General features: G+C 63.6%; 13 protein-coding genes and 1 other RNA gene. 9 read left to right on the top strand and 5 right to left on the bottom strand.

Features of this window, described 5'->3' with window-relative positions; translation table 11 throughout:
• Nucleotides 1-68: 68 nt before the first annotated feature.
• Complete coding sequence (locus tag P5705_RS21380) at nt 69-1,418, bottom strand: NCS2 family permease (RefSeq protein ID WP_213660275.1); 1,350 nt, start codon at nt 1,416-1,418, stop codon at nt 69-71.
• A 356-nt stretch (nt 1,419-1,774) separates the two neighbouring features.
• Between P5705_RS21380 and P5705_RS21385 the strand changes: the two genes are divergently transcribed.
• Nucleotides 1,775-2,533, top strand: a complete 759-nt coding sequence (locus P5705_RS21385) for a GntR family transcriptional regulator (RefSeq protein ID WP_213660276.1) — start codon at nt 1,775-1,777, stop codon at nt 2,531-2,533.
• Nucleotides 2,534-2,749: 216 nt separating this feature from the next.
• Nucleotides 2,750-3,448, top strand: coding sequence for an aquaporin Z (gene aqpZ, locus P5705_RS21390; protein WP_277462865.1), 699 nt, complete (start codon nt 2,750-2,752; stop codon nt 3,446-3,448).
• Here aqpZ and guaD read toward each other — a convergent pair.
• The 4 genes from guaD to xdhA form a co-directional block, all read right to left on the bottom strand.
• A complete protein-coding gene (gene guaD, locus P5705_RS21395) occupies nt 3,445-4,749 on the bottom strand; it encodes a guanine deaminase (RefSeq protein WP_277462866.1) in 1,305 nt (434 codons plus the stop codon). The genes aqpZ and guaD overlap by 4 nt on opposite strands.
• Before the next feature lie 11 nt (nt 4,750-4,760).
• On the bottom strand, nt 4,761-5,606 hold the full coding sequence (xdhC, locus tag P5705_RS21400; protein WP_248919364.1) for a xanthine dehydrogenase accessory protein XdhC: 846 nt from the start codon (nt 5,604-5,606) through the stop codon (nt 4,761-4,763).
• 130 nt (nt 5,607-5,736) lie between these two features.
• A complete protein-coding gene (xdhB, locus tag P5705_RS21405; protein WP_277462867.1) occupies nt 5,737-8,136 on the bottom strand; it encodes a xanthine dehydrogenase molybdopterin binding subunit in 2,400 nt (799 codons plus the stop codon).
• Nucleotides 8,129-9,583: a xanthine dehydrogenase small subunit gene (gene xdhA, locus P5705_RS21410; protein WP_277462868.1), complete on the bottom strand. Its 1,455-nt coding sequence runs from the start codon at nt 9,581-9,583 to the stop codon at nt 8,129-8,131. Before xdhA ends, xdhB begins: the two co-directional genes overlap by 8 nt.
• A 271-nt stretch (nt 9,584-9,854) precedes the next feature.
• Between xdhA and P5705_RS21415 the strand changes: the two genes are divergently transcribed.
• The 7 genes from P5705_RS21415 to P5705_RS21445 all read left to right on the top strand — a co-directional run bounded on the left by P5705_RS21415 (nt 9,855) and on the right by P5705_RS21445 (nt 20,430).
• A complete protein-coding gene (locus tag P5705_RS21415) occupies nt 9,855-10,514 on the top strand; it encodes a GntR family transcriptional regulator (protein WP_252091180.1) in 660 nt (219 codons plus the stop codon).
• A 3-nt stretch (nt 10,515-10,517) separates the two neighbouring features.
• Nucleotides 10,518-14,006, top strand: coding sequence for a chromosome segregation protein SMC (gene smc / locus P5705_RS21420; protein WP_277462870.1), 3,489 nt, complete (start codon nt 10,518-10,520; stop codon nt 14,004-14,006).
• 203 nt (nt 14,007-14,209) lie between these two features.
• Nucleotides 14,210-15,094 (top strand): cell division protein ZipA, encoded by an 885-nt coding sequence (zipA, locus tag P5705_RS21425; protein WP_277462872.1) that lies wholly within the window; start codon nt 14,210-14,212, stop codon nt 15,092-15,094.
• 100 nt (nt 15,095-15,194) lie between these two features.
• Nucleotides 15,195-17,549 (top strand): NAD-dependent DNA ligase LigA, encoded by a 2,355-nt coding sequence (gene ligA, locus P5705_RS21430; RefSeq protein WP_277462873.1) that lies wholly within the window; start codon nt 15,195-15,197, stop codon nt 17,547-17,549.
• A gap of 243 nt (nt 17,550-17,792) precedes the next feature.
• Nucleotides 17,793-17,889: signal recognition particle sRNA small type (ffs, locus tag P5705_RS21435), an RNA gene on the top strand.
• 150 nt (nt 17,890-18,039) lie between these two features.
• Complete coding sequence (locus tag P5705_RS21440; protein WP_277462874.1) at nt 18,040-18,435, top strand: hypothetical protein; 396 nt, start codon at nt 18,040-18,042, stop codon at nt 18,433-18,435.
• A 24-nt stretch (nt 18,436-18,459) separates the two neighbouring features.
• On the top strand, nt 18,460-20,430 hold the full coding sequence (locus tag P5705_RS21445; protein WP_277462875.1) for a hypothetical protein: 1,971 nt from the start codon (nt 18,460-18,462) through the stop codon (nt 20,428-20,430).
• The last annotated feature ends 9 nt before the right edge of the window (nt 20,431-20,439 follow it).

A 20,439-nucleotide genomic window follows, 5' to 3' on the forward strand; every position in this document is an offset into this window, starting at 1 on the left:
ATTCATCCGCGATGCGCCGCGCGGGCGGCGCTCGATCTCATAGGCGCTGCTGCAACCCAGGCCTCACGTCAAAGAAACACGAACTTGGCAATGAAGATCACGCACAGGACCCAGAGGCTCGCGGAAATTTCCTTGAACTTGCCGGTCCCCGCCTTCAGCGCCACATAGCTGATGAACCCCAGGGCAATCCCATCCGCCACGGAGAACGTCAGCGGCATCATGATCACCGTGACGATCGCCGGAATGCTGTCGGTGGCCTCGTCCCAGTTGATGTGCGCCATGCTGCCCATCATCAGCATCGCCACGTAGATCAGTGCCCCGGCCGTCGCATAGGCCGGGATCATCCCCGCCAGCGGCGCGAAGAACATCGCGGCGACGAACAGCAGGCCGACCACCACGGCGGTGAGCCCGGTGCGGCCACCGGCAGCCACGCCCGCGGCACTTTCCACGTAGCTGGTCACCGGGGGCACGCCCACCGCCGCGCCAAACACGCTGGAGGCACTGTCGGCCTTCAATGCCCGCGACAGGTTCTCGATACGCCCGTCAGGCGCCACCAGCCCGGCCCGCTGGGCCACGCCCATCAATGTGCCGGCGGTATCGAACATGTGCACGAACAGGAACGCCAGCACCACGCTGATCATGCTGACGTTGAACACCCCCGCGACGTCCATGGCCATCCAGGTCGGCGCCAGGCTCGGCGGCAGCGAGAACACCCCGCCATACTGCACCAGGCCCAGGCCCCAGCCGGCGAGGGTGACGCTGATGATGCTGATGAGGATGGCACCGAACACCCGGTGGTAGCTGAGCACGGCGATCATCAGGAAGCAGATCGCCGCCAGCAGCGGGCCAGGCTCGTGCAGCGAGCCGAGCTTGATCAAGGTGGCCGGGCTGTCGACCACGATACCGGCGGTCTTCAGGCCGATCAGCCCGAGGAACAGGCCCACGCCGGCGCCCATCGCGTGGCGCAGGCTCACTGGAATGCTGTTTAGCAGCCATTCGCGCACCCGCGACAAGGTCAGGAACATGAACAGCACGCCCGAGATGAACACAGCCCCCAGCGCGGCCTGCCAGGTGTAGCCCATGGTCCCGACCACGGTGTAGGTGAAGAAGGCGTTGAGCCCCATGCCCGGTGCCAGGCCGACCGGCCAGTTGGCGTACAGGCCCATCAGCAGGCAGCCCAGCGCGGCGGCGATGCAGGTGGCGACGAAGGCCGCCCCGTGGTCGATGCCGGCGTCGGCCATGATGTTGGGGTTGACGAAGATGATGTAGGCCATGGTGATGAAGGTGGTCACCCCGGCGATCAGTTCGGTCCTGACGGTGGTGCCATGTCGCTTGAGTTTGAAAATCCGCTCCAGCCAGCTCGTTTCGAGCGGTGGGGCGAGATCCAGCGCAGGGGCTTCGGATTTGCGGCTTTCCACAGCGAGTACTCCTCAAGTCGTTCTTGTTGTTCGAAGCCTGGTCCTGAGCCAATGCACTTGGGGGCTTCGCGAGGGAGGGTGTGGCAGACGTCCGACCATTTTGTTGACTTCTGGGTCAGAAAGTTGCTCGCAGGATTATGCTTTTGTGTACAAAGAATGCAAATAATGTTTTATCTTTTGTGCGCACAAACGCTCGTACAACGGCTATATAGGGAGTAGGCCACCTGCAGAAACGGGTCAGCCTGTGTACAATGGCGCCATACCTTGGTCCTTCATCTTTTTCCCGGACTCGCCCCACCCGCTGACAGGTACTACAGTCACGGTCCGACAGGCAGATCCTTCGTGCTCGAGAGCCCATGAACGAACAGCTGCAACCTCTGAAAAAACCTGCGCGCACTGGCAAGGCCGGCCGCAGTGGTACCCAGGACGACATCGTCTATGCGCACATCTTCGAGGCGATCCTCGAGCAACGCCTCGCGCCGGGCACCAAGTTGAGCGAGGAAGCGCTGGGCGAAATCTTCGGTGTCAGCCGCACCATCATCCGACGCGCCTTGTCGCGCCTGGCCCACGAGAGCGTGGTGCTGCTGCGGCCCAACCGCGGCGCGGTGGTGGCCAGCCCGACGGTCGAGGAGGCGCGCCAGGTGTTCTTCTCCCGGCGCATGGTCGAGCGCGCCATCACCGAACTGGCGGTACAGCACGCTACCGTCGAGCAGCTCAACGAACTGCGCCAGATGGTCCGCGAGGAGCGCGACAGCTTCTCCCGTGGCGACCGTGGCGCGGGCATTCGCCTCTCCGGCGAGTTCCACCTCAAGCTGGCCGAGGCAGCTGGCAACGCGCCACTGGTCAGCTTCCAGCGCAGCCTGGTGTCGCAGACCTCGCTGATCATCGCCCAGTACGAAAGCGGCAACCGCTCGCACTGCTCCTACGACGAGCACATGCAGTTGATCGACGCCATCGAGGCGCGTGACGCGCAGCAGGCGGTGAGCCTGATGATGCATCACATGGACCACATCGACAGCAAGCTCAACCTCGACGAGGAAAGCGCCTCGGACGACCTCCACGCGGTGTTCTCGCACCTGCTGCAGAAAAAACCCAAGGTCTCGGCCAAGGGTTGATCGTTTGCCTCGGTAGGCAAGCCATTGGGGCCGCATCGCAGCCCATCGCCGGCAAGCCGGCCCCTGCAGGGGCGGCGCGCTGATGATGGGGCGCGCAGCGGCCCTTGTCATGACTGGCCTTCGGCCAGATACCTGATAAATTTACTAGTTGCAGACCCCTGAAAAATGTAGTTGGGCTTGCGCAGCTTTTGCGTTCAACTACGTGAGGAAGGGTTCATGACTACGTCCCTCGGTGTGCGCATGGGTGCCGAACTGGTCGGCACTTTCTGGCTGGTGCTGGGTGGTTGCGGCAGCGCGGTACTGGCCGCCAGCTCACCTGTCGGCATCGGTGTCCTCGGTGTCGCCTTCGCATTCGGCCTGACTGTCCTGACCATGGCCTTCGCCATCGGCCATATCTCCGGCTGTCACCTCAACCCCGCCGTGTCGTTCGGATTGGTGGTGGGTGGGCGGTTCCCGGCCAAAGAGCTGTTGCCCTACGTGATCGCCCAGGTGATCGGCGCGATCATCGCGGCGGCGGTGATCTACTTCATCGCCAGCGGCAAGGCGGGTTTCGAGCTGTCGAACGGGCTGGCGTCCAATGGCTACGCCGAGCACTCGCCTGGCGGTTACACGCTGGCGGCAGGCTTCATCAGCGAAGTGGTGATGACGGCGATGTTCCTGGTGGTGATCATGGGTGCGACCGATGCCCGTGCGCCGGCCGGTTTCGCACCGATCGCCATCGGCCTGGCCCTGACCTTGATCCACCTGATCTCGATCCCTGTGACCAACACCTCGGTGAACCCCGCACGCAGTACGGGGCCCGCTTTGTTCGTCGGTGGTTGGGCCTTGCAACAGCTGTGGCTGTTCTGGGTGGCGCCGCTGATCGGGGCGGCGATCGGCGGCGTGCTTTACCGGGGTTTGGCCAAGCAACCTTAGCGCTGGTGCACGCAGCGCCCGGCGGCGTAGGTTTCACGCACGGTACGGTCGTCACCCAGGGTGGTGAGCACGAACAGGGTTTCCTCGATGCTGTTGGACTGCTGGATGCGGTAGTCCAGCAGCGGCGTGGCCTTGTAGTCGAGCACCACGAAGTCGGCATCGTTGCCCGGGCGCAGGCTGCCGATACGGTCGTCCAGGCGCAGGGCGCGGGCACCCCCGAGGGTGGCCAGGTACAGCGACTTGAACGGGTGCAGGCGCGCGCCTTGCAGCTGCATCACCTTGTAGGCCTCGTTCAGGGTGTTGAGCAGCGAGAAGCTGGTGCCGGCGCCCACGTCGGTGCCCAGGCCCACATTGACCTTGAAGCGCTCGGCCTGGGGCAGGTTGAACAGGCCACTGCCGAGGAACAGGTTGGAGGTCGGGCAGAAGGCGATGGCCGAGCCGGTTTCAGCCAGGCGCTTGCACTCGTCGTCGCACAGGTGCACGCCGTGGGCGAACACCGAGCGCTCGCCGAGCAGTTCGAAGTGGTCGTAGACATCCAGGTAGCCGTTCTGCTCGGGGAACAGCGCCTTGACCCACTCGATCTCCTTGAGGTTCTCGGACAGGTGGGTGTGCATGTACACGCCCGGATGCTCCTTGAGCAATTGGCCGGCCAGGGCCAGTTGTTCCGGGGTGCTGGTGGGGGCGAAGCGCGGCGTCACCGCGTAGTGCAGGCGGCCCTTGCCGTGCCAGCGCTCGATCAGCGCCTTGCTCTCGGTGTAGCCGGATTCGGCCGTGTCGGTCAGGTAGTCGGGGGCGTTGCGGTCCATCATCACCTTGCCGGCGATCAGGCGCAGGTCCAGGCGCTCGGCTTCCTCGAACAGGGCGTTGACCGACTCGGGGTGCACGCTGCCGAACACCAGGGCGGTGGTGGTGCCGTTGCGCAGCAGCTCCTTCAGGAAGATCTTCGCCACCTTGTCGGCATGGGCCTTGTCGGCGAACTGCTTCTCGCACGGGAAGGTGTAGGTGTTCAGCCAATCCAGCAGTTGCTCGCCGTAGGAGCCGATCATGCCGGTCTGCGGGAAGTGGATGTGGGTGTCGATGAAGCCCGGGGTGATCAGGGTGTCCGGGTAGTGCACCACTTCGATGGCGTCATCCAGGGTCGGCAGCAGGTCGCAGGCGTGGCCGAGGGCCTTGATGCGGCCGTTGTCGACCACCAGCAGGCCATCCTCGAAGTACTCCTGGGAGGCCTCCAGGCCGACTTCGGCCGGGTCGGCGATGCTGTGCAGGATGGCGGCGCGGTAGGCTTTGCGTGTTGCGGTCATGGGTACGCTCGTCAGTGGGTCTGGCTGCGCCGGGAAGGCGGCAGCAATTGGGCGATCGGGCCTGCGTTCACGGCAGCGTCGTGCTGGCCGAAGCAGGCGTTGTAGGTGGCAATGATTTCGGCGGCGATGGACACGGCGATCTCGATCGGCAGCTTGCCCTTCACTTCAGCCAGGCCCATCGGGCAGCGCATCCGCGCCAGCAGCGCGTCGTCGAAGCCGCGTTCGCGCAGGCGGTGTTCGAACTTGACCCGCTTGGTCTTCGAACCGATCAGGCCGAACCAGGTGAAATCATTGCGTTTGAGAATGGCGGCGGTCAGTTCCAGGTCGAGCTGGTGGTTGTGGGTCATGACGATGCAGTAGCTGCCGGCGGGCAAGTCCGCGACTTCGTCGACCGGGTCCTCGCTGACCACTTTGCTGACCCCGTTGGGGATCTGCTCGGGGAACTCCTGCTCGCGCGAATCGATCCAGCGCACCCGGCAGGGCAGCGCGGCGAGCAAGGGTACCAGAGCGCGGCCGACATGACCCGCGCCGAACACCGCGATCTGCGCCTGCACGCCAGTCATGGGTTCGAACAGCAGCACGGTGGCGCCGCCGCAGCACTGGCCGAGACTGGCGCCCAGGCTGAAGCGCTCCAGGTGCGGCGTGCTGCGGTGCTCCTCAAGCATCTGCCGGGCGATGTGCAGCGCCTTGAACTCCAGGTGGCCACCGCCGATGGTGTCGTACAGGCTGCTGGCGCTGACCACCATCTTCGAGCCGGCGTTGCGTGGCGTGGAGCCGCGCTCCTCGATGATGGTCACCAGGACGCAGGGCTCGCCGCGGGCCTGATGGTCGGCGAGGGCGTTGATCCATTGGTGCATGATCCAAATCCTCTTTCAAACGACTCGGTCCCTGTAGGAGCGGGTTCACCCGCGATCAGCCGCGAAGCGGCTGCCAGGCACCGCGATGCCGGCTTCGCGGCTGAAGCCGCTCCTGCAGGGGGCGGCGTCGTCAGTGTGTCACGGGTTCCAGTTCCTGCTCGGCAGGCTGCGCCGCAGCCACCGCCTTGCGCATCTGCTCGCAGCCCCACAGCACCCGCTCCGGTGTCGATGGCGCGTCGATGTCCGGTTGCACGCGGTAGTCGGCGATGCTTGCCACGGCGTCCTTGATCGCGCACCAGGCGGCGATTCCCAGCATGAACGGCGGCTCGCCCACGGCCTTGGAGTGGAACACCGTGTCCTCGGGGTTCTTGCGGTTCTCCACCAGCTTCACGCGCATGTCCACTGGCATGTCGGCGATGGCCGGGATCTTGTAGCTGGCCGGGCCGTTGGTCATCAGCTTGCCCTTGTTGTTCCACACCAGCTCTTCGGTGGTCAGCCAGCCCATGCCCTGGACGAAGCCGCCTTCCACCTGGCCGATGTCGATGGCCGGGTTCAGCGAGTCGCCGACGTCGTGCAGGATGTCGGCGCGCAGCATCTTGTATTCGCCGGTCAGGGTGTCGACGATCACTTCCACGCAGGCGGCGCCGAAGGCGAAGTAGTAGAACGGCCGGCCACGGGCCTGGGAACGGTCGTAGAAGATCTTCGGCGTGCGGTAGAAGCCGGTGGTCGACAGCGAGACCTGGGCGAAGTACGCCTGTTGCACCAGTTGCTCGAAGCTGACGATCTGGTCGCGTACCCGCACATGGCCGTTGCGGAACTCGACGTCCTCCTCGGTCACGTTGTAGTGCCGCGCGGCGAATTCGGTCAGGCGCTTTTTCAGGATCTCGGCGGCGTTCTGCGCGGCCTTGCCGTTCAGGTCGGCGCCGCTGGAGGCGGCGGTCGGCGAGGTGTTGGGCACCTTGTCGGTGTTGGTGGCGGTGATCTGGATACGGTTGAAGTCGACCTGGAACACTTGCGCCACCACCTGCGCGACCTTGGTGTTGAGGCCCTGGCCCATCTCGGTGCCGCCGTGGTTGAGGTGGATGCTGCCGTCGGTGTAGATGTGGATCAGCGCGCCGGCCTGGTTGAGGAAGGTGGCGGTGAACGAGATGCCGAACTTCACCGGGGTCAGCGCCAGGCCTTTCTTCAGCACCGGGCTGTTGGCGTTGAAGCGGCGGATCGATTCGCGGCGCTCGTGATAGTCGCTGCTGGCCTCGATCTCGGCGGTCATCTCCTCGAGCATGTTGTGCTCGACGGTCTGGTAGTAGTGGGTGACGTTGCGCTCGGTCTTGCCGTAGTAGTTGGCTTTGCGCACGGCCAGTGGGTCGAGGGCCAGGTGTCGGGCGATATGGTCCATCACCTGCTCGATGGCGACCATCCCTTGCGGGCCTCCGAAACCGCGATAGGCGGTGTTGGAGGCGGTGTTGGTCTTGCAACGGTGGCCGTGCACCGTGGCGTCGCCCAAATAGTAGGCGTTGTCGGAGTGGAACATGGCGCGGTCGACGATCGAGCCGGACAGGTCGGGCGAATAGCCGCAGTTGCCGGCCAGGTCGAAGTTGATCCCGTGCAGGCGGCCGCTGTCATCGAAACCGACGTCGTACTCCACGTAGAACGGGTGGCGCTTGCCGGTCATCATCATGTCTTCGACGCGGGGCAGGCGCATCTTGGTCGGCTGGCCGGTCAGGCGTGCGATCACCGCGCACAGGCAGGCGGGGCTCGCGGCCTGGGTTTCCTTGCCGCCGAAGCCGCCGCCCATGCGGCGCATGTCGACGACGATCTTGTGCATCGGCACGTCGAGCACCTCGGCGACCAGCTTCTGCACCTCGGTGGGGTTCTGCGTGGAGCAGTAGACGATCATGCCGCCGTCTTCGCTGGGCATCACCGAACTGATCTGGGTCTCCAGGTAGAAGTGCTCCTGGCCACCAATGTGCAGGCTGCCCTGGATGCGGTGTGGCGCACTGGCCAGGGCCGCGGCCGAATCGCCGCGCTGGTGGGTGTGGCTGTCGAGCACGAAGTGCTTCTTGCGTAGCGCTTCGACCACGTCCAGCACTGGCTCCAGGTCTTCGTACTCGACGATCGCCGCCATCGCCGCGCGGCGGGCGGTGTCCAGGTCGCGGGCGGCCACGGCGAGCACCGGCTGGCCGAAGAACTCGACCTTGTCGATGGCCAGCAGCGGGTCGCCGGCAACCACCGGGCCGATGTCTTTCAGCCCCGGAATGTCCTCGTGGGTGATGGCGATGCGCACGCCCTCGAACTGGTAGCAGGGGGTGGTGTCGATGCGCAGGATGCGCGCATGGGCGCGGTCCGCGGTGCGTGCGTAGACGTGCAGCTGGTTGGGGAATTCCAGGCGGTCGTCGATGTACACCGCCTCGCCTGCCACATGCTTGTCGGCGCTGTCGTGCTTGAGGCTGCGGCCAACCCCGGTGGTCAGGTCCTGGCTGAACAGTGCGGCCATCTCGGCCTGGCTCTTGACGGCGTGATGGTTAGACATAGGCGGTCACCCGGGTTTCGATGTGCGGCGATTGCAGTTCGATGAAGTACTTGCGCAGCAGGTTCTGCGCGGTCAGCAGGCGGTACTCGCGGCTGGCGCGGAAGTCGCTGAGCGGGGTGAAGTCCTCGGCCAGGGCCTGGCAGGCGCGCTCGACGCTGGCCTGGTTCCAGGGTTTGCCGCGCAGGGCGGCTTCGCAGGCACGGGCGCGCTTGGGGATCGCCGCCATGCCGCCGAAGGCGATGCGCACACCGCTGACCACACCGTTCTCGATGCTCAGGTTGAATGCCGCGCAGACTGCGGAAATATCGTCGTCCAGGCGCTTGGACACTTTGTAGGCGCGGAACGTCCAGTCATTGCTGGCGCGCGGCACGATGATCTTCTCGATAAACTCGCTGTCCTGGCGCGCGGTGATGCGGTAGTCGATGAAGTAGTCTTCCAGGGCCAGGGTGCGCTGGCGTTCGCCCTGGCGCAGGACGATCTGCGCATCCAGGGCGATCAGCAGGGGTGGCGAATCGCCGATCGGCGAGGCGTTGCCGATATTGCCGCCCAAGGTGCCCTGGTTGCGGATCTGCAGCGAGGCGAAGCGGTGCAGCAGGTCGCCGAAGTCGGGGTATTCCTCGTTGAGCGCGGTGTAGCAGTCGGTCAATGGTGTGGCGGCGCCGATCTCCAGGTGCGTGGCGGTCTTGTCGATGCGCTTGAGCTCGGCGACGTGGCCGACGTAGATCATCACCGGCAAGGCGCGGTGGAACTGGGTGACCTCCAGCGCCAGGTCGGTGCCGCCGGCCAGCAGGCGCGCCTCGGGGTGCGAGCTGTAGAGGTCGGCCAGATCGGTCACGGTCAGCGGTACCAGGCAGCGTTTGTCGCCGCTGTTGAGCTCGCCGGTGTGTTGCGGGGCGATGGCCTTGAGGCGGGCGATGGTCTGCGCCTGTTGCGCGTCGAACTGGTCGCGGCAGGGCTGGGCGCAGCTCTGTTCGGCGGCGGCGAGGATCGGCCGGTAGCCGGTGCAGCGGCACAGGTTGCCGGCCAGGGCTTCCTGGGCCTGATGCAGGTCGTGGCCTTCACTGTTCTTTTGCAGGGCGAACAGCGACATGACGAAGCCGGGGGTGCAGAAGCCGCACTGCGAGCCATGGCAATCGGCCATGGCTTTCTGCACGCTGTGCAGCTCGCCTTGGTGCTTGAGGCCTTCGACGCTGATCAGTTGCTTGCCATGCAGGGAGGAGACGAACGTCAGGCACGAGTTGAGGCTGCGGTAGCGGATGCTGTCGCCGCCCTGCGGGGCCTGGACAAGTTCGCCCACGACCACGGTGCAGGCGCCGCAGTCGCCGCTGGCGCAGCCTTCCTTGGTGCCGGGCTTGCCCAGGTGCTCGCGCAGGTATTGCAGCACCGTCATGTTCGGGTCCAGGGCGTGCTCGCTGTGCAGCTCCTGGTTGACGAGAAACTGGATCACGGGGGAGGGCCTCGCAATGATTTTATTGTTGTTCGGGCGGACTCTAAGCAACGCCTGACCTTGTGGTCAATAAATTTCTGACCTTCGAGTCAAGATTTTGCTCGAGCAGCACCGAACGACCTCGATCAGCCTTTCCCCAAGCATAGTTCGCGCCGAGCTCGACGGTTGACCGGCAAGTCGCACAAAGCCCCATGTTCCGCTGCGCGCAGGCGGACCAAGTGCGCTACAATCGCGCCCTTGTGCACAGCTATCCAGATTGCGAAGGAAAACCATGACGTTCAAGGCGCCGGACAGCCTCTCCGAGCAAATTGCCCACTACCTGGCCGAGCGGATCATCCGCGGCGAACTCGCGCCCGGCGAGCGCATCCAGGAGTTGAAGGTCACCCAGGCGTTGAATGTCAGCCGTGGCTCGGTGCGCGAGGCGTTGCTCATTCTCGAGCGCCGCCACCTGGTGGCGATCCTGCCGCGTCGTGGCGCCCATGTGACCGAACTGGACGAGAACAGCGTACGCAGCCTGTGCGAGCTGATGGGCGAGTTCTATATCCTGCTGGGCAACGCCGTCGCCCAGCATTGGCGCACCGAAAGCGACCTGCGCCCGTTCCTGGACATCCAGCAGCGCCTGCAGCAGGCCCATGCCGGTCGGGACATCAAGACGTTCGTCGCCGACAGCTTCGCGGTGATGCGCGCCGCCTATCCGTTCGCCAACAACCCCTACCTGCAGGAGACCGTCGAGAACCTGCAGCCGGCCATGAGCCGCGCCTACTACCTGGCCCTCGACCAGCGCCAGGCCAACATGGTCGACTATCTCGACCTGTTCGCCAGCCTGCTGGGTGCCGTGGTCGCCCGTGACCTGCCGCGCATCCGCGAGGTGCTCACCGCGTATTGCCAGCGCAGTTGCGAGCTGGTGCTGGCGGCGCTGGCGCGGACCTGACCGATGCGTCTGAAGTGCATTCGCCTGGCCGGGTTCAAGTCGTTCGTCGACCCGACCACGGTCAACTTCCCCAGCAACATGGCGGCCGTGGTCGGCCCCAACGGTTGCGGCAAATCGAACATCATCGACGCGGTGCGCTGGGTGATGGGCGAGAGTTCGGCGAAGAACCTCCGTGGCGAGTCGATGACCGACGTCATCTTCAACGGCTCCACCAGCCGCAAGCCGGTCAGCCAGGCCAGCATCGAGCTGGTGTTCGACAACAGCGACAACACGCTGGTGGGCGAATACGCCGCCTACGCCGAGATTTCCATCCGCCGCAAGGTCACCCGCGACGGGCAGAACACCTATTTCCTGAACGGCGCCAAATGCCGGCGCCGGGATATCACCGACATCTTCCTCGGCACCGGCCTGGGGCCGCGCAGCTACTCGATCATCGAGCAGGGCATGATCAGCAAGCTGATCGAAGCCAAGCCCGAGGAACTGCGCAACTTCATCGAGGAAGCGGCGGGCATCTCCAAGTACAAGGAGCGCCGCCGCGAGACCGAGAACCGCATTCGCCGCACACAAGAGAACCTGGCGCGCCTGACCGACCTGCGCGAAGAGCTGGAGCGCCAGCTCGAACGCCTGCACCGCCAGGCCCAGGCTGCCGAGAAGTACCGCGAGTACAAGGCCCAGGAGCGCCAGCTCAAGGCCTGCCTGGCAGCGCTGCGCTGGCGTGACCTGGATCAGCGCGTGCGCCAGCGCGAGATGGTCATCGGCGACCAGGAGATTGCCTTCGAGGCACTGGTGGCCGAGCAGCGCAACGCCGATGCCAGCATCGAGCGCCTGCGCGATGGCCACCATGAGCTGTCCGAACGGTTCAACCAGGTGCAGGGGCGCTTCTATTCGGTGGCCGGCGATATCGCCCGGGTCGAGCAGAGCATCCAGCATGGGCAGCAACGCCTGCGCCAGTTGCAGGACGACTTGAAGGAAGCCGAACGCACCCGCCTGGAGACCGAGTCGCACCTGGGCCACGATCGCACGCTGCTGGCCACCCTGGGCGAGGAGCTGGCGATGCTCGAGCCGGAGCAGGAACTCACCCTGGCCGCAGCTGAAGAGGCCGCCGCGACGCTCGAGGAAGCCGAGCTGGGCATGCACGGCTGGCAGGAGCAGTGGGACGGTTTCAACACCCGCTCCGCCGAGCCACGCCGCCAGGCTGAAGTGCAGCAGGCGCGCCTGGCGCAGCTCGAATCCAGCCTGGAGCGCCTGGCCGAGCGCCAGCGCAAGCTGGGCGAGGAGCGCGACCAGTTGGGCGCCGACCCGCAGGATGTCGAGATGGCCGACCTCAGCGAGCAGGTGGCCAGCAGCGAACTGCTGCTCGAAGCACTGCAGCTTCAGGAGCGCCAGGTGGTCGAGCAGCTCGATACGGTGCGTGAGCAGTTGCAGCAGGCCGGCCAGGCCCAGCAACAGCAGCAGGGCGATCTGCAGCGCCTGGGTGGCCGCCTGGCTTCGTTGGAAGCCTTGCAACAAGCCGCGCTGGAGCCTGGCGCCGATGCCGCCGACTGGCTGCGCGGGCAAGGGCTGGAACAGCGCCCCCGGCTGGCGGAAGGCCTGCGGGTCGAGCCGGGTTGGGAGCTGGCGGTGGAAACGGTGCTGGGCGCCGACCTGCAGGCCGTGCTGCTCGACGATTTCGACAACCTCGACTTCACCACCCTGGAACAGGGCGAGCTGCGCTTGCTGCTGGGCGCGGGCGATGGCGCGCGAATCCCGGGTAGTCTGCTGGATAAGGTCGAGGGTCGCACCGACCTGTCGCCCTGGCTCGGTCAGGTCCGACCGGTGGAAAGCCTGGAGCAGGCTTTGACCTTGCGGGCCTCGCTGGGCGATGGCCAGAGCCTGGTCAGCCGCGATGGCTACTGGGTCGGGCGCCATTTCCTGCGTATCAGTCGTGGTGGTGAGGCCCAGGGCGGCGTGCTGGCCCGTGGCCAGGAAATCGAACGCCTTGGCCAGGAACAACTGGAGCAGGAGGCGCTGCTCGAACAGTTGGACGAACAGTTGCAGCGCCTGCGCGAACAGCAACTCGACCACGAAGACCAGCGCGAGCAATTGCGCCGGCGCAGTCAGGACGAAAGCCGCCAGCATGGCGAGCTCAAGGCCCGCCTTTCTGCCGGCCATGCCCGTGCCGAACAACTTGAGCTGCGCCTGCGCAGGCTGCAGGAAGAGCTGTTGGAGGTGCAGGAACAACGCGCCCTGGAGCACGAGCAACTGGGTGAAGCGCGGTTGCTGTTGCAAGAGTCCCTGGACCTGATGGCCCAGGACACAGCGCTGCGCGAGCAGTTGATGGCGCGTCGCGACACCCTGCGCGAGGGCCTCGACCGCGTTCGCCAGGAGGCCCGCCAGCACAAGGATCATGCCCACCAGCTGGCGGTGCGCATGGGCTCCCTGCGTGCCCAGCACGATTCCACCCGCCAGGCGCTGGAGCGCCTGGAGCAACAGGCCGCGCGCCTGAGCGAGCGCCAGGAGCAGTTGAACCTGAACCTGGAGGAAGGCGAGGCACCGCAGGAAGAGTTGCGCCTGAAACTCGAGGAACTGCTCGAGCGGCGCATGAGCGTCGACGAGGAAATGCGCCAGGCCCGCCTGCACATGGACGAAGCCGACCGCGAGCTGCGCGATGCCGAGCGGCGCCGTACCCAGGCCGAACAGCAGGCCCAGCTGCTGCGCGGCCAGCTGGAACAGCAGCGCCTGGAGTCGCAAGGGCTGGACGTGCGCCGCAAGACCTTGCAGGAACAACTGCTGGGCGACGGCTACGATCTTCAGGGTGTGCTCGCGACGCTCGATGCGCAGGCCAGCGAGCAGGGCACCGAACAGGAGCTGGAGCAGGTCGAGGCGCGCATCCAGCGCCTCGGGGCGATCAACCTGGCGGCCATCGAGGAGTACGAGCAGCAGTCCGAACGCAAGCGTTATCTGGACGCTCAGGACGCCGACCTGGTCGAGGCGCTGGAGACCCTGGAAAACGTCATCCGCAAGATCGACAAGGAAACCCGCAACCGCTTCAAGGATACCTTTGATCAGATAAATGCCGGATTGCAGGCACTTTTCCCAAAAGTTTTCGGTGGCGGCAGCGCTTATCTGGAACTGACGGGCGAAGATCTACTCGATACAGGGGTGACGATCATGGCGCGCCCGCCGGGCAAGAAGAACAGCACCATCCATTTGCTGTCCGGCGGCGAGAAGGCACTGACGGCACTGGCACTGGTGTTCGCCATCTTCAAGTTGAACCCGGCACCGTTCTGCATGCTCGACGAGGTCGACGCGCCGCTGGACGATGCCAACGTTGGGCGCTACGCGCGCCTGGTGAAGGAAATGAGCGAAAGCGTGCAGTTCATCTATATCACCCATAACAAGATCGCCATGGAAATGGCCGAGCAATTGATGGGGGTGACCATGCACGAGCCGGGCTGTTCACGCCTGGTCGCCGTCGATGTGGAGGAGGCGATGGCCATGGTCGACGCCTGATGAGCGAATAGGGGTGCGAACCTGTAGGCAAAATCCCCAGCAGGTGCGACAGACGGTGTAAAGTTGCCTTTGGTCGTGCTAGCTTAATGTCACTTGTTTTTTGCGTGGTAAAACGCCTGTCAGAACATAGAGTTGGCGCCACGTGTTAAAGGCCTTTGAAGCCTTTGTTTTCAAGCATATTTTTTATAGAGGCACGGGATTACATGGAAATCGGTCTGCGCGAGTGGCTGATCCTCATCGGCATCATTGTCATCGCCGGTATTCTTTTCGACGGCTGGCGGCGCATGCGCGGCGGCAAGGGCAAGCTGAAGTTCCGCCTGGACCGTAGCTATGCAAACGCGCCGGACGATGAAGGCGGCGCCGAGGTGCTCGGCCCTTCGCGCGTGCTGGAGACGCATAAAGAACCTGAGCTGGACGAGTCCGACCTGCCGTCGGTCAGCGCGCCCGCGCGTGAGCGTGAGCGCGAACCCAAGCCGGCCAAGGCCTCCAAGCGCGGCAAGCGCAATCACAGCGAGCCGCAGCAGGGCGACCTGAACCTGGCTGCCGAGGCCCGTGAGCCGGACTTGTTCGCCGACGACAAGGACAACTTTGTCGCTGACAACAATCGCCATGGCGCCGCTGCCACGCCCAGTACGCCGGTCAAGGAACTGCCACCGGCCGAGGAAGTGCTGGTGATCAGTGTCATCTCCCGTGACGAAGGCGGTTTCAAGGGCCCGGCGCTGCTGCAGAACATTCTGGAAAGCGGCCTGCGTTTCGGCGAGATGGACATCTTCCACCGTCACGAGAGCATGGCAGGCCACGGCGAAGTGCTGTTCTCCATGGCCAACGCGGTCAAGCCGGGCGTGTTCGACCTGGACGACATCGACCACTTCAGCACCCGTGCGGTGAGCTTCTTCCTGGGCTTGCCCGGCCCGCGTCACCCGAAGCAGGCCTTCGACGTGATGGTCGCCGCTGCCCGCAAGCTCGCCCACGAGCTCGACGGCGAGCTCAAGGACGACCAGCGCAGCGTGCTGACCGCCCAGACCATCGAGCACTACCGCCAGCGTATCGTCGAGTTCGAGCGCCGCGCGCTCACGCAGAAACGCTGATGTTACCGAGCGGGTGGGCCTTGCCTCGGTCCACGCCGCGATGATTCAAGCAAAAGAGCAGCCTGGGGCTGCTCTTTTGCTTTGCAAGAGAAGACGAAGAATGAACGCCGAATCCCGAATTCATGCATTGCGCGCCGAGCTCGACCAGCACAACTATCGCTACTACGTGCTTGACGAGCCCAGCGTGCCCGACGCCGAATACGACCGCCTGTTCAATGAACTCAAGGCGCTGGAGGCCGAGCACCCGCACCTGGTGACCGCTGATTCGCCGACCCAGCGTGTTGGTGGTGCGGCACTGGCGGCATTCAGCCAGGTGCGCCACGAAATTCCGATGCTCAGCCTGGGCAACGCTTTCGAAGAGGACGACCTGCGCGATTTCGACCGTCGCGTGGTCGAGGGTCTGGACCTGCCGGGTGGTAACCTGTTCGCCGCGCAGGCCGCCGTGGACTACAGCTGCGAACCCAAGCTCGATGGCCTGGCGGTCAGTCTGCTGTACCGCGATGGCCAGCTGGTGCAGGGCGCCACGCGGGGCGATGGCACCACCGGTGAGGACATCAGCAGCAACGTGCGCACCGTGCGCAACATCCCGCTCAAGTTGCAGGGCGAGGGTTGGCCCGCCGTGCTGGAAGTGCGTGGCGAGGTGTACATGAGCAAGGCCGGTTTCGATCGGCTCAACGCAGCCCAGGCCGAAGCCGGCGGCAAGACCTTCGCCAACCCGCGCAATGCCGCGGCCGGCAGCCTGCGCCAGCTGGACTCGAAGATCACCGCCAGCCGTCCGCTGGAGTTCTGCTGCTATGGCGTGGGCCAGGTATCCGAGCCGTTCGGTGATAGCCATATCGGTATCCTTGAAAAACTCAAGACCTGGGGCCTGCCGATCAGTCGCGAGCTCAGGCACGCTGCCGGTATCGAAGAATGCCTGGCTTACTACCGTGACATCGGGGCGCGCCGCAACGACCTGCCCTATGAGATCGACGGCGTGGTGTTCAAGGTCAACAGCCTGGCGTCGCAGCGCGAGCTGGGCTTCCGTGCCCGCGAGCCACGTTGGGCGATCGCCCACAAGTTCCCGGCCATGGAAGAGCTCACCGAGGTTCTCGACGTCGAGTTCCAGGTCGGCCGCACTGGCGCGGTCACGCCCGTGGCGCGTCTCAAGCCGGTCAAGGTGGCGGGTGTGATGGTCTCCAACGCCACCTTGCACAACATGGATGAGATCGCACGCCTGGGTTTGCGCATCGGTGATACGGTGATCATCCGCCGCGCCGGCGATGTGATTCCGCAGGTGATGCAGGTGGTGCTCGACCGCCGTCCGGAAAATGCCCGCCCGGTAGCAGTGCCCAGCGAATGCCCGGTATGTGGTTCGCAGGTCGAGCGCACCCAGCTGGTCAAGCGCAGCAAGGGCAAGGAAACCATCAGCGAGGGTGCTGTGTATCGCTGTGTCGGTCGCCTGAGCTGCGCCGCTCAGCTCAAGCAGGCGATCATTCATTATGTGTCGCGTCGCGCCATGGATATTGACGGGCTGGGCGAGAAGAGTGTCGAACAGTTGGTCGATGAAGGCCTGATCCGTTCGCCAGCTGATCTTTACACGCTCGAATTCGAACAGGTGGTCGCGCTCGAAGGTTTCGCCGAGGTGTCCAGCCGCAAGCTGCTGGAGGCCATCGAGGCCAGCAAGCGGCCGAGCCTGGCTCGCTTCATCTATGCCCTGGGCATCCCTGATGTGGGCGAGGAGACCGCCAAGGTGCTGGCGCGCTCGTTGGGCAGCCTGGCGCGGGTGCAGGTGGCGCTGCCGCAGGTGCTCACCTATCTGCCGGACATCGGCCTGGAGGTCGCCTACGAGATCCACAACTTCTTCGAGGATGCGCACAACCGCGATGTCATCGCGCAACTGCTGGCCAGCGGCATGCAGTTGCAGGAGGAGGGTGAGCTGGGCGCCGAGTTCGCCGCCAGCACCACGCTCGCCGGCATGCTGGCCAAGCTCGACATTCCCTCGGTCGGCCCGACCGGCGCGGAAAAGCTGGTGGACAAGCTGGGCACCCTGGACAAGATCATCGCCGCCGATGGCATCGACCTGCGCCAGGCCTTGAATACCAAGCAGGCGGAAGGGGTGCGCGAGTTCTTCAGGGACGAGGCCAACCAGTTGCTGGCCCGTGCCATCGAGGCCCAGTTGCTGGACTTCGGCATGCATTGGTCCTGCGAGAAGAAATCCGCCGAAGGCCTGCCCCTGGCCGGCCAGACCTGGGTGCTGACCGGAACCCTGGAGCGCATGAGCCGCGATGTCGCCAAGGAGAAGTTGGAAGGCCTGGGCGCCAAGGTGGCCGGGTCGGTGTCCGGCAAGACCTACTGCGTGGTCGCCGGGCCGGGCGCCGGTTCCAAGCTGACCAAGGCCAATGAGCTGGGGGTCAAGGTGCTGGATGAAGAGCAGTTCGTGGCCTTCATGGCCGACCAAGGTATCACCCTCTGACCCTGACCTGCTGACAGGTGTAGGAGCGGCTTCAGCCGCGATCACCCGCGAAGCGGGTGCCAGGCTGCGCGGTGGCTGTTTCGCGGCTGAAGCCGCTCCTACAGGGTTCGGGCCGGCGCCGCTATTGCGTCATGCCCACAAGTCCTTGAGAAATGATGGTTTTTTCTCGCTCAAAGGTTGTAACTTCTTCCCGGCGCTGTACAATAGCGCGGCTCGTCACATGGCGAGCCGTCGTGGTGGCCCCATCGGTCCCCCCGCATTGATTACCCGTTAACCTGGTCAGGCCCGGAAGGGAGCAGCCATAGCGGGAACATCGAGTGCCGGGGTGTGGCTGGTGGGGCCGCCTCCATTTTGGGCGTAGGCTTTTTCTCGCCCGCTCTCGTTTCATCCCCGCCTTTACATCCAAACACGCCTTTACGCCTGCACAATCCTGCGCAGCGCCTTATCATGCACCCATCGTGTCAGTCCGTTCGGCCAGGAGAAAGTGACCGTGGAACATGTCGACGAAATTACCCGTCACAAGATCCGGGAATGGCAGATGCGCCGCCTGGAGATCAAGGACCAGATGATCGCCCATCCGGAGCGAGTGCTGGAGCTGTCACGGGTGCTCGACCAGATGGAAGAGGAGCATGAGCGCATCCTGGAGCAGGCGACGCGGCCTGCTTCTGTGACGATCCCTGACACGCGGCTCCAATTACAGTTGCAGGTCTCGGCAAAGAGCGTTCACGATCTGCGCAAGTTGCTGGAGCTGGCACTGCACGAACTTGACGGGGTTCTAGATGAGTCGCCGTCCGGTAGCACTTGCCCAGGAGGCATGTCGGGTTCGTTGGGCGCCTACCAGTTTGAACTGTTGGTCGGATCAGAGTCCCACGGCACCAAACCCTGAAAAATCCTTCGTGCCGGAGCACGTATGCAGCCAGAACACTTCGATTTTGCCAGTCCGATCTATCTCCCAGTTACGGCAGAGACATGCGAGGGCGTGCTTCAAGGAGAGGTGGCACTGGAATCCCTGAGCGGGCCGGAGCTCGCCGCAATATTGGTCATCCAGAAGCTGCCGATGACCGGCGGCAAAGTCGATCATGTGAAGGCGGAAGTATTTCTGGGCAAACTGATCGCTTGGGATGTCGATGGCAAACACTCGGAAAATGTCAGCTTGCTGTCGGAGGCTCGCAGGTTATACGACGCGCGCAAGCTGTATTTCGGTCTTGATGTGCTTAAAGCTTCCAGAGTTCGCTTTCTAGAGTCGGCGCAGGTGTTGGCGCGGGAATATTTGTTACCGAGCGGAAAATGGGATTTTTGCTTCAGGGTAAACCAGTTTCATGCACGCAATCCCTTCAGTCAGCAAGTCATAACAGGGCTAAATAGAGAGCGCTGGTTGACTACCGAACAGGATAAGTTGTTGCGGACTCTCCGAGCCAACCTGGACGAGCATCTGGATGTGCAAGGCTATGCGGGTATTGGAAAAAGCCACTTGCTGGGCGCTTTGAAGGACATATTGCCGAAGGGGCGTGTGCTCATTCTCGCACGCACGAAAAGCAAGCTTTTTGCTTTACGGAAGCGGATAGGTGCTGGTACATGGTTTCGGGAGCAAACTTTCGGTGAGTTTGCGCAGAGCCTGCTAGCTGGTCATGAGATTCTTGCTGAGCAGATGCGTTGGCAAGGTAAGGCACAGCTGGCCGCTGAACTCGGTATTCTGGGATTTCGTCATTATGAGCCGGAGAAGGCCATCGATATCTGCCTTGATGTTCTAAGGCGCTATTGTGAGTCCCGCGATCATGCGATTTCGCGTCGGCATTTACCGCACTTTTCACGCCCTTTGAGCTCTATGGAGCAGCAAGTGCTACTCGAGTATACAAGCAGGCTTTGGAAGCGTCTGAATGCATGCATGGACTGGGACCGTTTTACCGGCTTTGAGTCTCTACTTAAGGTCAAGCGGGCGAGCCTTGCGGGTTGTATGGTGGCGCGTCAGATTAGCCACATCCTCATCGACGAAAGTCAGGATGTGCCACAGTCTCTCATGCAGATCATCGAGCGTGGCAAGCAAGCATTGATTACCTTGGGTGATGAATACCAGAAGCCCAAAGGGCCAGGTATTCAATGGCAGCGCGAGGTTCGACGAAGGGACGTAGCTTTTTCCGTTCGCTCTGGGCCAAAGGTTGAGAAACTGATCAATCCTCTTATCAGCCAACACAGCAGTAAGTCAAAACTTGCCTTCGAAGGAGCTGGTAGTGCCGACGTTGTCATCGAGCGTTTTCCCGAAGGTTTCGTGCCGCCTTCGGGCTGCGTGATTCTGACGGCCTCTCCATGGGACACCATGAAGTGGGCAATGGAACTGGCACCTCAAGGGTGGATAAGTTTTTCCGAAGATCCTGGCAGCGCAACGGCACTCGATGAGCTGCGTTTTACCAACATGGCGCATTTCATGCGTTCTGTTGTAGGTCTGTTCAGACCTGACTTCTATCCGCAGACCGAGGCGGGTCAGGAGCCGATGCATCCCTATTTTTCACAGATGCTGGATTGGGCGCAGGTCCGAGAATCAAATCAATACGATGAGTCCTTCCGGTGGGTCGAGGCAGCCCTTGAAAGTGGCTTCTTGATGGGCGATGTCGCATCGTTGTGCGTGCGTGTGCGAAACCATCCGTCAAGTTTGATTCTGATTCAGGCTGAAGACGCCGGAGGCCTGGAGTTCGAGCGGGTACTTCTGACGCCGGAGCTGATGTCGGTTAACCGCTTCAAGGATGCCTATGCCTTTGATGCGCGGATCTGCGAGGTGTATATCGCATTGTCTCGGGCGCGCCGCCAAGTGTATCTACCCTATGATGTGGAAGAATGGATCAACTACCATAAAAGCCAGCTGTTCCGTGAGCTTCATGGCTATTAATTGAGCCTC

Origin of the sequence: Pseudomonas entomophila, from assembly GCF_029478665.1 — a bacterium.
Lineage (GTDB): Bacteria > Pseudomonadota > Gammaproteobacteria > Pseudomonadales > Pseudomonadaceae > Aquipseudomonas > Aquipseudomonas entomophila_F.